Origin of the sequence: Polaribacter porphyrae (assembly GCF_002954685.1) — a bacterium.
Taxonomy (GTDB): Bacteria; Bacteroidota; Bacteroidia; order Flavobacteriales; family Flavobacteriaceae; genus Polaribacter; species Polaribacter porphyrae.
In genome coordinates this window covers 2,584,644-2,598,606 of record NZ_MSCN01000001.1, presented here as the reverse complement: position 1 = coordinate 2,598,606, position 13,963 = coordinate 2,584,644, and the positions used below count along the sequence as shown (strand labels likewise).

The window sequence follows — 13,963 nt, the reverse complement described above, 5'->3', positions numbered from 1 at the left end:
CACAAATATAATAAATCTTATTGAATAAGCTGATTATCAGGCTTTTTTCAATTCTATGACAGTAATTTCTGGCCAAATACCAACTCTTCCAGGAAACGCATGATATCCAAAACCTCTATTTACATTAATGTATCTTCCATATTCTTGGTATAATCCAGCCCATTGTTTATAAACAAATTGAGATGGACTAAATCTAAAAAAACCAGGTATTTCAATACCCATTTGTAAACCATGTGTATGACCACTTAAGGTAAGATGATAGTTAAAATCATCTTTTTTTACTTTATGCTCCCAATGACTTGGATCATGACTCATCAAAATTTTAAAATCTTCTTTATTCACATTTGCAGAGGCTTTTGCTAAATCTCCTGCTTGGTTAAATCCTTTTCCCCAGTTTTCAACTCCAAGCAAGGCAATTTTTTGTCCATCTTTTTCCAAATATCGATGTTCATCTAATAGTAAATCAAAACCAATTTTTTTATGAATTCCTTTTACTTTCTCAAAATTGTCTACTTTATCTTCTGGCTTTTTCCACTGCATATAATCACCATAATCATGATTACCTAAAATAGCATATTTACCTTCTTTAGCCTCTAGTTTTGCAAAAACATCAATCCAATTATCCATCTCATCAGCCTTATTATTTACAATATCTCCTGTAAATAATAGTAAATCCGATTTTTGTTCATTTATTAAATCAACACCATATTGTATTTTTTCTTTGTTGGTAAAACTTCCAGAATGAATATCAGAAATTTGAGTGATAGTGTAACCATCGAAAGCTTCTGGTAAATCATCAAAAGAAAGTTGATATTTAATGACTTTATAATTGTATTTTCCTTGAATAATGCCATAAATAAAGGATACAAAAGGAATGGCTGCAATACCCAAAGCCAATTGACTGATAAATTTTCTTCTACCTGCTAAAGGTTGAGTTTCTTGGCTTGAAATAGCAGAAATTGCTTTTACAATCCATCTATAAATATCTTCCCCAAAAAGTAAAATGACTATAAATAGTTTTGGAATTAAAAAAGTAAGTAATAAACCCATTGCCATTTGAAACTGTGGGGTTTGTCCATTGCTTCTATCGTAAGTCAATGCAGTGATTATAAAATTAGTATATACAGCTATACTAGCAAAAAGAAAACCAAAAGGCAAAAACTTATGTTTTGAAATGGTTTTTAAAGCTTGAAAAGTATAGTATTCTAAAAGTGTACCTAAAACTAATAAGATGATAATGAAGATAATTAAACGCGTCATAAAAGATGTAAATAACAAAGGTAAGTGTTAAAAAAACAATGCATTTTAACAACTTGTTAAAGTTTTTGTATTTTAGAATGCTAATTTTTATAAAATGATAGATTCGATAATTACTTTTTTCGAGAATTTAACAAGTGTTCAAAAACTAATCTGGATTGTAGGTTGCTTATCTCTTTTTTGGGTATTAGAAGGAGTATATCCTTTAAAGAAACATCAATATAATAAATGGAAACATGCTAAAACAAACCTAGCATTATTGTTATCAACGATGATTATTAATGTTGTTTTTGGGGTACTTACTGTTGGTGTTTTTCTTTGGATTGATGCCAATAATTTTGGACTATTAAATATGGTAGATTTGCCAGTTTGGGTTGAAATTATTCTTGCAATTATGATTTTAGATTTTACATCACAATATGTGGTGCATTATCTGCTTCATAAAGTTCCTTTTATGTGGAAGTTTCACACAGTACATCATAGTGATACTCACGTAGATGTTACTTCTGGTACAAGACATCACCCAATTGATTTTATTTTTAGAGAAACTTTTGCATTAATTGGTGTATTAATTGCTGGGTTGCCAGTTTCTTATTATTTAATGTACCGCATTTTAACAGTGCTTTTTACTTATTTTTCACATGCAGATATAAGCTTGCCAACTAAACTAGACAAAGCGATAAGTTATGTGTTTATTTCACCCAATACACACAAGTTTCATCATCATCATGTAATGCCTTGGACAGATACTAATTTTGGAAACATCTTTTCTTTTTGGGATCGTATTTTTGGAACATTTGTATATAAAGACACCAAAGACATTGTTTATGGAGTAGATATTTTGGATGCAGAAAAATCTGAAGATTTAATATATCAGTTAAAAGCTCCTTTTCAAAAAGGATTAAAATCTGCTGAATATAAAGCGTAATTTATTTAAAAACTTGAACAAGTTTTTCTGCAATTTTATCAATATTTTTAGAAGATGAATTATCTAAAATTACCAGACAATTTTTTAATTGAGGATTTCTAATAATCATAGTTCTTGCACCCAGCCAAGATCCATTATGCCACATTGCTTTGTTTTTAGTTATTATCCATCCAAAACCGTAATCAGATATTGAATCATCATTTAAAATGGGTTCTTTAAAAGCTTCATGCATGGTTTCTTTTGATAAAAATTCATTTTGATGCCAAAATTGATTCCAAATTACAAAATCATTAATGCTAGAAAAGACTCCTCCATCACCAGCAACACCATCTAAAATTGATGGTTCTAAAGGATAAGGTTTACCAAGTATATATTCAAAAGAAGATGTTTTATTTTTAAAAGTGGAATCTTTAGAAGCTAAATTCCAAACTCTGGTATTTTTCATTTTTAGCTTACTAAACAATTCTTCTTGCATAAAATCTTCAAATGATTTTTTAGAAATACTTTCAACAATAGCAGCTAACAAAACATAGCCAGTATTGTTATATCTGTATTTTTCATTTGGTTTGCTTGTTAACGGTTTATTTTCTTTAGCAAGTAAATCAACCATTTTAGAAATGCTTAAAAATTTATCAATCTCTTTTTTATATTTACTTTCAAAATTCATATAAATATCAGGCACTCCAGAAGTATGATTTAATAAATTTCTAATGGTAACAGTATTATAACTTAATTGAGGTAAATATTTGGTAATGCTATCATCAAAATTTAATTTTCCTTGCTCTTTAAGTAGCATAATACCTGCAGCAGTAAACTGTTTAGATACTGATGCTAATCTAAAAGAGGAATTATTTGTAAGTGCTATTTTTTTGGTATTATCTGTAAACCCATACGTTTCTTTTAATATAACTTTATCATTTTTTATTAATAAAACAGCACCATTAAATTTCTTATCTTTTTGTAGTTTGTTTAACCACAGCTTTGCTAATACTATTTTTTTATTTATTGAGTCAGTTTCATTAACAACTAAATCATCAATACTAGAACTTTTCTTTATGTAAACAAATGCACTAGCTATCAACAATAAAGCAACAACAAAAAATCCTATTAAAATTTTAAAAGATAAATTCATTTTTTTATAGTTTTTAATATTAGTAAACTTAACCTAATAATTGTTACAAATTTATATAATCATCATATTATTTTGTAGCTTTATATCTTCATCAAAAAAGGAAAAATGGCAGATCAAAAAAGACTTTTTTTAGTTGATGCGTATGCATTAATTTTTCGTGGATATTACGCATTTATAAAGAACCCAAGAATCAATTCTAAAGGACTAGATACTTCTGCAATTATGGGTTTTATGAACTCATTATTAGATGTTATTAAACGTGAAAGACCTGATCATTTAGCAGTTTGTTTTGACAAAGGAGGCAGTACAGATAGAGTAGAACTATTCGAAGCTTATAAAGCTAACAGAGATGAAACTCCAGAAGCAATTAGACTTGCTATACCTTACATTTATGAGATTTTAAAAGCCATGCACATTCCAATAATGGTAAAAGAAGGTTTTGAGGCAGATGATGTAATTGGTACACTTTCTAAACAGGCAGAAAAAGAAGGCTACAAAACGTTTATGGTAACTCCAGATAAGGATTTTGCGCAACTTGTTTCCGAAAATATTTTTATGTACAAACCACGTTTTGGAGGTGGTTATGATATTTGGGGAGTTCCTGAAGTACAAGAAAAATTTGGAGTTACAAACCCTCTACAAGTCATTGATTTTTTAGGAATGATGGGCGATTCTTCTGATAATATACCTGGCTTACCTGGAGTAGGAGAAAAAACCGCCAAAAAGTTTTTAGCACAATTTGGTTCTATGGAAGGTTTGTTGGCAAATACAGATCAGTTGAAAGGGAAAATGAAAGAGAAAGTAGAAGCAAATGGAGAATTAGGTTTGCTTTCTAAAAAATTAGCAACCATAATGTTGGATGTTCCAGTAACTTTTGATGCTACCGATTTTACGTTAGATGAACCCAATAAAGAAAAAGTTACTGAAATTTTTAATGATTTAGAGTTTAGAAATTTATTGACCAATTTCTTACGAACTTTTGCTACTGAAACCTCAACACAAACTTCAGATACAACTGTCATTACAAGTGAAACGAAACAATCTCAAAAATCTCCCAAAAAGTCAACTTCAAATACAGATGGCCAATTCGATTTATTTGCAGCACCAGGCACTGGGAGTATAACCAAAGAAGAAGTAGCTTCTGGTTTTAAAACTATTACAAGCACCAATCATTTTTATCAACATATTGATTCTCCTTTCTCAAGAAAATTATTGATTCAAAAGTTGATGCAACAAACTTCTGTTTGTTTTGACACAGAAACTACTGGTTTAAAAGCATTAGAAGTAGAATTAATAGGAATTGCATTTTCTTACGAAGTTGGAAAAGGATATTATGTTTCTTTTCCAGAAGATCAAGAAGAAACCAAAGTAATTTTAGAAGAATTCAGACCCTTTTTCGAATCTGATATTGAGAAAATTGGACATAATTTAAAGTATGACATTAAAGTATTGTCTAATTATAATATGCCTGTAAAAGGAAAACTATTTGATACGATGATTGCTCATTACCTCATCAATCCAGATATGAGGCACAATATGGATGTTTTGGCGGAAACCTACTTGAATTATCAGCCTGTTTCTATTACAGAATTGATTGGTAAAAAAGGAAAAAATCAGCTTTCTATGCGAGTTGTACCTATTGCTGACCAAACAGAGTATGCAGTGGAAGATGCTGATATTACTCTGCAATTAAAACAACATTTTACATCAGAATTAGAAAGTGGAAACGTTACCAAACTATTTAATGAAGTTGAATTGCCTTTAGTTTCTGTTTTAACAGCGATGGAAATTGAGGGTATCAATATCAACACTGAATTTTTAAGTGAATTGTCTGTTGCCTTAACTAATGATATCAACAGATTAGAAAAAAGTATTTACGAACAAGCAGGAGAAGAATTTAATATTGGTTCTCCAAAACAATTGGGAATTGTACTGTTTGAAAAATTGGAATTGGTAAAAAAACCAAAAAAGACAAAAACGGGTCAATATAAAACAGGAGAAGATATTTTATCATATTTGGCAAAAGACCATAAAATAATTCAAGATGTTTTGGAATATCGTCAGTATAAAAAATTACAAAGTACCTATGTAGATGCGTTACCTAATGAAATCAATCCAAAAACAGGCAGAATTCATACAGTGTATGCACAAGCTGTGGCTGCAACTGGTAGATTGAGTTCTAACAATCCGAATTTACAAAATATTCCAATCAGAACAGAAAGAGGTCGTGAAGTGCGAAAAGCGTTTGTGCCTAGAAACAACGATTATGTATTGTTAGCTGCAGATTACAGTCAAATTGAATTGCGAATTATTGCTGCTTTAAGTGAAGAAGAAACCATGATAAATGCCTTTAAAAACGGCGAAGATATTCACGCTTCAACTGCTGCAAAAGTTTTTAATGTTCATTTGGATGAAGTAACTCGTGAACAAAGAAGCAATGCTAAAACTGTTAATTTTGGTATTATTTATGGAGTTTCTGCTTTTGGATTGAGTAACCAAACCAACTTATCTAGAAGTGAAGCTAAAGAATTGATTGATACGTATTATGAAACATATCCTAAACTAAAAGCTTATATGTCTGCTCAAGTAGATTTTGCAAGAGAACATGGTTATGTAGAAACGGTTTTAGACAGACGTAGATACTTAAAAGACATTAATTCTCGAAATGCGATGGTAAGATCTGGAGCAGAAAGAAATGCTGTAAATGCACCTATACAAGGGTCTGCAGCAGATATTATTAAACTTGCAATGATTAACATTCACAACCGTTTTGAAAAAGAAAACTTCAAGTCTAAAATGTTATTACAGGTGCATGATGAATTGGTTTTTGATGCGTACAAAGACGAATTAGAAACTATAAAACCAATCATAAAATATGAAATGGAAAATGCTTTTAAAATGATTGTTCCTTTAGACGTAGAAATGGGAATTGGTTATAATTGGTTAGAAGCGCATTAGATTAGGTTTGTAATCATTTTTTTGTAGTCATTAATAGAATAGTCTTGTTGTCTTAATTCATTTTTAACTAAAATTTGAATATCAAATAGAAAAAGAATAAAATAATATTCAGTAGTTTTATTTTTAACATTGAATGATTTTATAAAGCTATCTTTTGAATTAAAACAATAACCTCTCAATACATCAACTTCTATAGGGCTAAAGTAAATTAACAACTTTATAAAAGCATTTCTAGAAAAATCATAATCAGAGAAGTCTAAATATAAAAAATCATAATCAAAGTAATCAAGTGTAGAAGTTATTGCTCCACTTAATTCATTTTCACTTTTATAATTATTATTAAGACTATTTCTGTAATTAGTTTTTTTCAAAGAAAGATTGTATAAATTAAAATAAATATCAGGTTCAAACTCCTTAAGAATTAATAAATATAAAGTTAAATAAGTTTCAAATAGAGTTCCTGAATCATTATTCTTTATGTTTGGTAAAATTATATTTCTAGAAACAATAGACTCTTTTAGTTTTTTAATAATCAAATATTTATTTAAAACTTTCTTAATCCTTCTAGGGTTTTTAAATTGAAGTTTATCAAAAAAATCACTTATTAAATCGCCTAACTTTTTATCTCCTAATCGTACATTATCGTCAAAATAAAGATTGACTAATTTAGTTGTATCTACATTTTTAGGCATTGAAAAAGAAATATCAAAAATCTTTTCTAAATATTCATTTGCTTTTACAATTTCTCCATATTTAGTTTTTACAGCTTCTCTTATTGCTTTTTTATCTATACCACATAGGAAAATTGTTTTCTTTCCATAAGTGAAGAACAGTTTCATTGCAGAAAGAAGGTTTAAAATATTTTCAGGTTCACATCTGTCTAAATCATCTATAAAAACAATATTATAATCTGGAGATTTATCTTTTGTTGTGATTTCCTTTTCCCAATTTCTAAAATCTTTTCTAAATTTTTCTTTCAATTCTAAAAAAGTCGGTTCTTTCTCTTCTTTAACTGTTTTTATTAATTTATCTCCACTGATATTAAGACCAGGAGTTTTAATAGTTACAGATCTCGCAAAACCTTCTAAAAGCTTACCTCCAGTTTCTAAAAGTTCTTCTTTAACTTTTTTATATTTTGATTTATTTTTATTTACCAAATTCTCTAAAAGAGAAAGTGATAAATTTTCATCACTTTCAAACTCCCAAGATTCAAAGAAAAAAGTATTAAAAGAACCTTGTAGCTCTTTTTGTAAATATTTCATTAAGGTACTTTTTCCACTTCCCCATTCACCATAAATAGAGAAAATTTTAATTTGAGAAAACTCGTGTTTGTTATTTAAGAAGAATGATTTTAGAAGAGTTCCTTTTTCAATGATTCCTATATAATCATTTTCAGGTGTTAAATCTTCAATTGGTAAATTTGGTAGCAATTTTGACATTTTCTTTTTTTAGTAAAGTTACTGAAAATAGAATACTTATTTTTATCAAAATAAAATCATTCTCTAATAAATGAAACTAGATTATATAGACAACTACAACGAACTTCAAGAAAACTTGGTACTTTTGTATAATTTTGATATGGTAGAAGCTATCAAGTTTAGAGACTTATTGATAGAAATTGTTATCCTTAAAAAACAAAAATTAGATTTATCTCAAGTTGATTTTATAGAACCTGTAAATTGTAATTTAATTTTAGGTTTATTTAAAACAGATGAAGGCATTTTAACCAAAGACAATCAAACGTTTTTCTGTATTTTAACTTTACAAGGTTTTGAAAATGTGATAAAACTGATAGAACCTTTTTGCAAAAAGGAAACCAGAAGTCATCAATATTTATATGATATAGATAACCCTACTGATTTATTGTTTTGCCCAAGTGCTAGTTAATCTTTAATAAATGAACCCAAACTTTAAAAAAGTATCTTTTTTAATATTAACGTTACTTTTTACAAATTGTGGTTCAAATCGTTTATTTATGAAACAAAAAATGGCTTTTACAGAAAACTTTAACGACCCAGAAACTTTTCAAAAAAACTGGATTGATAATTCTTGGAAAAGTCCTGCTTTACATCAATTAGAAAATAATCATTTAAAAATTAAAACAAGACCAAATACAGAAGATAGAGTAAAAGTTAGAAGTAAAAACACCTTTACAACAGGTAGTTATACTTGGCGTATTTTTATACCAGAGTTCAAATTATATGAACAAGTAAGTATTGGTGCTTTTTTATATCATAATGAAAAAGAAGAGTTTGAGTTCGATTTTGAAATTGGTTCAGGTAAAAAAGCAGATAGAGAAAAAATAAACTTAAAAGATGATGAAGCTATTGTATTTTGTGTTTCTCAATTTTCGCCTTCAAATTCGAGTCATTTTTGGGTAAAAATGGAAGAATATCATAATTTTACCATGCAACTACTAGATGTTGATGGTTTCTATTTTGTAAAATGGTTTATCAATGATACTTTAATAAAAGAATTGCAAACCGAAGTAAAAAGTAACATTAAATTTAAAGCTCATTGTAGTTTAGAAAATTTATTTTTTATGGGTGATAAACCACCAACTAAAGAAAATTATGTCTTATTTGATTTTTTTGAATACAAAAAAAAGACAGATTAATATCTGTCTTTTTTATTAGTATTTAAAGTAAGTTCTAGCTATTATTTTTCTTAACAATTTTATCTAGTTCTTTAATTTCTTCATTATACTCTTCTATAGCATCTTCAATATCTCCATCGTCTAATTCTTCATTAAATTCTTCAATGGCATCTTCATGAATTTTTATATACCTGTTAATTGTTTCATCTAATTCTTCTCTTAAATCATCAAATTTTTCATTAAGCTCTTCCAGATTTTCTTTCATTTCTTTTTCAGAACTATTGCTTTCACTAATTAGTTCTAAATATTCTTTCTGAACATCTGCTACATCTTCTAAAACTTCTTCAGTTCTTAACCAAGTAGGAATGGTATTTTTAAGATTGGCAATTCTGTAATTCAGATTTCTAATTCTTTTTTCAGAGGTTGTTTCAGAATCATTTTTTGTATCAATAGATTTTGATAAATTTAGATTAGTTAATTCAGCATTAATTACGGTAAAATCTTTCCATTCCTCAAAACCAGCAATTCCTCTTTGGTTTAGATTGTAAGAAATATATTTACCATCTTTCATTTTATAAGTCCTTTTTTTTATCCTCTCATCATACTTTTTTGTAGATTTAGTATTTTCAGTTGCGCTGTTCTCGTTTACAACTTCAATATCAGAAGAGTTATCTGCTATTTGTTTTTTATCATTTTTACATGAAGTTAAAATACTTGCAGAAAGTAATACTGTGGCTAATAATTTTACATTTGTCATTTTCATTGTTTTCATAATATTAGTTTTAATTGGTACAAATCTACAATTGAATTAAATTGTTGCTTAACGCATATAAAAGCAATATTGACTCAAATAATATGTTATAAATTTGTTGTTTGAAAAGTATTATGAATTAATATTAAATACTTTTTACACAGATTTAACAGATACAAATAGTAATTTTAATACATTGAAAGTGAAGTGGTAAATAGCCTAACTTATTATAGAAAAATAATTGTTTTACTTCTGGTTTAATGTATGTGTTATTATGTGTAATTTTACTCCAGAATTATGAGCATTATTTCTAAAGATATAAAAAAAGCAGTTGCTATTCTCAACAACGAAGAATTGGTTGCTATACCAACTGAAACTGTATATGGTTTGGCAGGAAACATTTTTAGTGAAAAAGCAATTCAAAGTATTTTTACAACTAAAAAAAGACCATTTTTTAACCCACTAATAGTTCATATTCCTAATCTAGAATATTTAGAAAATGTGGTTTCTTATATTCCTGAAAAAGCAAAAACTTTAGCACAACATTTTTGGCCAGGCTCAATGACTTTGGTTTTACCAAAAAGAGATAGTATTCCAGATGTAATAACAGCAGGTAAAGATACTGTTGCAGTTCGTATTCCAAATCATCCAGTTACTTTAGAGTTGTTAAATCAGTTGGATTTTCCTTTGGCTGCACCAAGTGCAAATCCTTTTAATAGTATTAGCCCTACAAAACCAGATCATGTAGAACAGTATTTTAAGAATGATATAAAAATGATTTTAGATGGTGGTGCTTGCAGAAATGGAATTGAATCTACAATTATAGGTTTTGAAAATGATGAACCTATTATTTATAGACTAGGTGCTTTGGCTATTGAAGATATAGAAACTGTTGTTGGCAAGGTTGTATTGAAAAATAAAAAAGAGCAAAATCCTGATGCACCAGGTATGTTAAAAAAACATTACTCACCTAATACACTAACTGTTTTAACTCAAGATATAAAGAGTGAAATTAAAAATCATCCTAATAAAAAAATTGGTGTTTTATCATTTTATAATTCTTTTAAAAATGATGATATAACTAAAGAAATTATCTTGTCAACTAATAAAGATTTAAAAGAAGCTACCTCAAAATTATATAATGCATTGCATGAGCTAGATCAACTAGATTTAGATATTATTATTACTGAAAAACTACCAGACATAGGTTTAGGAAAATCGATAAACGATCGTCTTTCTAGAGCATCTAGTTAGTTTTTTCTTTCAAAAGTGAGAATAAAAAAGATCTAAATACTGATAGTAGAATACTAAAAAAGAATGCTGCTAAAAAACCATTTACTGCAAAACCATCAACTAAACTATCTGCTAGTAGTATTATAATTGCATTGATTACAAAGAGGAAAAGACCTAAAGTTACAATAGTTGCTGGCAAAGTAAAAAATACTAAAAGAGGTCTTACAAACATATTTAAAAGGGCAATAACAATAGCTACAAGCACAGCAGATCCATAACCTGTAACATACACACCTGGTAATATACTAGCTAAAACGACTACAGCTAAAGCCGTTAATAATATTTTAAAAAATACTTTCATTTCTATAATTTTAGTAATGTACAGCCAAAATTATACCAAATAAGAAAACTGCTTTTTTGGCAGAATACTAATAGTTTATGTATTCAGTTCATTAATAAACTCTTCAATAGAAAGTGCATTTTTAACAGAAAAGTTGCCAATTTTGGTTCTTCTTAAAGCTGATAGATGTGCACCAGAATTCAAAGCTCTACCAAAGTCATAAGCTAAAGACCTAATATAAGTTCCTTTAGAACAAACAACTCTAAAATCTACTTTTGGTAAATTGATATTGGTAATTTCAAATTGATTAATTGTTACTGTTCTTGCTTTAATTTCTGTAGTTTCTCCTTTTCTTGCAAGCTCATATAGGCGTTTTCCTTCTTTCTTAATAGCAGAAAAAATGGGTGGTTTTTGTTGAATATCTCCAATAAATTGTTTTGTCGTTTCTTTTAGAAGGTTTTCTGTAATATGTTCTATAGAAAAAGTATCATTAATTTCTGTTTCTAAATCATAACTTGGTGTAGTTGCACCAATAGTAAAAGTGCCTGTATATTCTTTTTTTTGACCTTGATATTCATGTATGTTTTTAGTTTGTTTACCTGTGCAAATAATTAACAAACCAGTTGCAAGCGGATCTAATGTACCTGCATGACCAACTTTAATTTTTTTGATTTTAAAACGTTGTTTTATATGCCAACGAATTTTATTTACAGCCTGAAAAGAAGTCCATTCCAATGGTTTATCAATCAATAAAACTTGCCCGTTCTTAAAATCTTGTTCTGTCATTGTATGCTGACCTGGTTTCTGTATCTGTTAAACTAACTCAAAAGAGCATAACCAATAGCAATTGCACCTACAACTGCACAATAGATAGAAAAATAAGACAATTTACTCTTTTTAACCAATGCTATCATCCACTTGCAAGCTAGTAAACCTGCTACAAAAGCAGCTATAAAACCAGCTGAAATTGGTATCATTTCTGATGACTGAAAATTTAAATCACCTCCTAAAATATCTTTTCCAATTTTTCCAAAAATTAAAGGAACTACCATTAAAAAAGAAAAACGAGCAGCTCTAGTTCTATCAATTCCTAATAAAACTGAAGTAGATATTGTGGCTCCAGATCTAGAAATACCTGGTAACATTGCTATTGCTTGTGAAATACCAATAATTACAGAATTAGAAAAAGAAACTTCTTTATTGGTATTTTTTGCTTTATCAGCCAACAATAAAAGCAACGCAGTAAGGAGTAACATTACACCAACTAATAAAATTTTACCTCCAAAAAAAGATTCTAATTCTTCTTCAAAAAGTAAACCCACTATCACTGCTGGAATCATGGATATGATTATTTTTAATGAAAATTTAAGTTCATCATTCCATTTAAATTGGAATAATCCTTTAAAAATTTCAGCAACTTCTTTTCTAAATATTACTAAAGTACTTAATGCAGTTGCAAAGTGTAGAACTACTGTAAAAGTTAAACTTTCTTCGGGCACAGAAGTATCGCCTAAAATAACTTTTGCAAGTTCTAAATGTCCACTAGAAGAAACAGGTAAAAATTCTGTTAATCCTTGAATAATACCAAGAATAATGGCTTCTATTACGCTCATAACTTATTTTTTTGGGTCGGCTAAAATAGCATAAATTTCGATACCCAAGCCAATAATTACCAAAGTTGGTGCTAAACGAATACGTTGCCAATTGTAAATTTCTTCATTAAAAATAGTAGGATCATCACTACCACCACCTGCCATAAAAATAAAGCCAGCTGCAATAAAAACGGTGCCAATAAGCATAATGATGTAATTTTTCTTCCCAAATAAAAATTCTTGATTCTTGTCCATATTTTAGTAATAAAGTTGGTCTGTTTGTAAATTTAAAAAGCGTTGTGTAGCAAAAAAAGTACTTAACCAGGTGATTAAAAATGCAGCTAAAATTACACCTCCAGCTAAATAACTTAAGGTAATATAATCTGTAATTAAATATAAGCTTGGTATATATTTATCTGTGTAATAAATTACTACTGCTAACCCAATCAGAGCTATTAACGCTCCTATTAATCCTAATTTTATACTTCTAAAAATAAAAGGTTTTCTAATAAAACTTTTAGTAGCACCAACCATTTGCATAGTTTTTATGTTAAAACGTTTTGCATAGATCGATAATCGTATAGAACTGTTGATTAATATTATTGATATTAAACCAAAAAAGCTACTTAATACCAATAACCAAAAACTAATTCTTTTAATATTTTTTGTCAGTAGATTTATCAATGGTTTATCATATGAAACATCAGCTACAAAAGCATTTTTTAAAAACCTAGTTTCTAATTCTTCTAGTTTTTCTGGAGTAACAAAATCTGCTTTTAGGTAAATATCTATTCCATTTTTAAGTGGATTTTCTCCTAAAAATTCTAAAAAGTCTTCACCTATTTCTTTGCTATATCGTTTTGCAGCTTGTTTTTTACTAGTATAGATTATTTTTCTTGCAAAAGGTTCTTTTTGAAGAGATTCCTTAAATGTTTTTATTTGTTTTTGAGAAACTTTATCCTTTAAAAAAAGTGTAATCGCTACTTTTTCTTTTACTTTATTAGCTACAAAAGTCGATTTTAAAAGAACCAAACCTAAAATACCTACCATAAAAAGTACTAAAGCAATACTAATTACAACAGATATGTAAGAAGAAGCTAATCGCCTTTTTTGATATGAATCAAATTTTGATGACATTTTTTTGGTTTTCTTTTAATCGTTGCAAGATAATAATTA

14 protein-coding genes are annotated in these 13,963 nt (G+C 28.3%); 5 read left to right on the top strand and 9 right to left on the bottom strand.

The window, feature by feature from the left end; translation table 11 throughout:
- Positions 1–36: 36 nt before the first annotated feature.
- Positions 37–1,260 carry a metallophosphoesterase gene (locus BTO18_RS11580; RefSeq protein WP_105016374.1) on the bottom strand — a complete coding sequence of 408 codons (1,224 nt, stop codon included), beginning with the start codon at positions 1,258–1,260 and terminating at the stop codon, positions 37–39.
- Between the two features lie 94 nt (positions 1,261–1,354).
- On the opposite strand from BTO18_RS11580, the gene BTO18_RS11575 reads away from it, so the two are divergent.
- Positions 1,355–2,185, top strand: coding sequence for a sterol desaturase family protein (locus BTO18_RS11575; protein WP_226789081.1), 831 nt, complete (start codon positions 1,355–1,357; stop codon positions 2,183–2,185).
- A gap of 1 nt (position 2,186) precedes the next feature.
- Here the strand turns inward: BTO18_RS11575 and BTO18_RS11570 are convergent, their stop codons facing one another.
- On the bottom strand, positions 2,187–3,317 hold the full coding sequence (locus BTO18_RS11570; RefSeq protein ID WP_105016373.1) for a serine hydrolase domain-containing protein: 1,131 nt from the start codon (positions 3,315–3,317) through the stop codon (positions 2,187–2,189).
- A 105-nt stretch (positions 3,318–3,422) separates the two neighbouring features.
- On the opposite strand from BTO18_RS11570, the gene polA reads away from it, so the two are divergent.
- Positions 3,423–6,275: a DNA polymerase I gene (gene polA, locus BTO18_RS11565; protein WP_105016372.1), complete on the top strand. Its 2,853-nt coding sequence runs from the start codon at positions 3,423–3,425 to the stop codon at positions 6,273–6,275.
- Here the strand turns inward: polA and BTO18_RS11560 are convergent.
- The gene (locus BTO18_RS11560) at positions 6,272–7,714 is read right to left on the bottom strand and encodes a KAP family P-loop NTPase fold protein (protein ID WP_105016371.1); all 1,443 of its coding nucleotides are present in this window, start codon (positions 7,712–7,714) and stop codon (positions 6,272–6,274) included. The two genes, polA and BTO18_RS11560, sit on opposite strands and share 4 nt — an antisense overlap.
- A 70-nt stretch (positions 7,715–7,784) precedes the next feature.
- On the opposite strand from BTO18_RS11560, the gene BTO18_RS11555 reads away from it, so the two are divergent.
- Positions 7,785–8,162 carry a hypothetical protein gene (locus BTO18_RS11555; protein ID WP_105016370.1) on the top strand — a complete coding sequence of 126 codons (378 nt, stop codon included), beginning with the start codon at positions 7,785–7,787 and terminating at the stop codon, positions 8,160–8,162.
- Positions 8,163–8,250: 88 nt separating this feature from the next.
- On the top strand, positions 8,251–8,892 hold the full coding sequence (locus tag BTO18_RS11550) for a hypothetical protein (protein ID WP_146106923.1): 642 nt from the start codon (positions 8,251–8,253) through the stop codon (positions 8,890–8,892).
- 34 nt (positions 8,893–8,926) lie between these two features.
- Here the strand turns inward: BTO18_RS11550 and BTO18_RS11545 are convergent, their stop codons facing one another.
- Entirely contained in the window at positions 8,927–9,643 is a 717-nt protein-coding gene (locus tag BTO18_RS11545; protein WP_105016368.1) for a coiled-coil domain-containing protein, read from the bottom strand.
- A gap of 276 nt (positions 9,644–9,919) precedes the next feature.
- Between BTO18_RS11545 and BTO18_RS11540 the strand changes: the two genes are divergently transcribed.
- Complete coding sequence (locus tag BTO18_RS11540) at positions 9,920–10,876, top strand: L-threonylcarbamoyladenylate synthase (RefSeq protein ID WP_105016367.1); 957 nt, start codon at positions 9,920–9,922, stop codon at positions 10,874–10,876.
- On the opposite strand, the gene BTO18_RS11535 is transcribed toward BTO18_RS11540, so the two are convergent.
- The 5 genes from BTO18_RS11535 to BTO18_RS11515 form a co-directional block, all read right to left on the bottom strand.
- The gene (locus BTO18_RS11535) at positions 10,869–11,216 is read right to left on the bottom strand and encodes a phage holin family protein (protein ID WP_105016366.1); all 348 of its coding nucleotides are present in this window, start codon (positions 11,214–11,216) and stop codon (positions 10,869–10,871) included. The two genes, BTO18_RS11540 and BTO18_RS11535, sit on opposite strands and share 8 nt — an antisense overlap.
- A 75-nt stretch (positions 11,217–11,291) precedes the next feature.
- Complete coding sequence (truB, locus tag BTO18_RS11530; RefSeq protein WP_105016365.1) at positions 11,292–11,981, bottom strand: tRNA pseudouridine(55) synthase TruB; 690 nt, start codon at positions 11,979–11,981, stop codon at positions 11,292–11,294.
- Positions 11,982–12,013: 32 nt separating this feature from the next.
- Complete coding sequence (locus BTO18_RS11525; RefSeq protein ID WP_105016364.1) at positions 12,014–12,808, bottom strand: undecaprenyl-diphosphate phosphatase; 795 nt, start codon at positions 12,806–12,808, stop codon at positions 12,014–12,016.
- Positions 12,809–12,811: 3 nt separating this feature from the next.
- Positions 12,812–13,042: a DUF3098 domain-containing protein gene (locus BTO18_RS11520; protein WP_105016363.1), complete on the bottom strand. Its 231-nt coding sequence runs from the start codon at positions 13,040–13,042 to the stop codon at positions 12,812–12,814.
- A gap of 3 nt (positions 13,043–13,045) precedes the next feature.
- Positions 13,046–13,924 carry a cell division protein FtsX gene (locus BTO18_RS11515; RefSeq protein WP_105016362.1) on the bottom strand — a complete coding sequence of 293 codons (879 nt, stop codon included), beginning with the start codon at positions 13,922–13,924 and terminating at the stop codon, positions 13,046–13,048.
- Between the last annotated feature and the right edge of the window lie 39 nt (positions 13,925–13,963).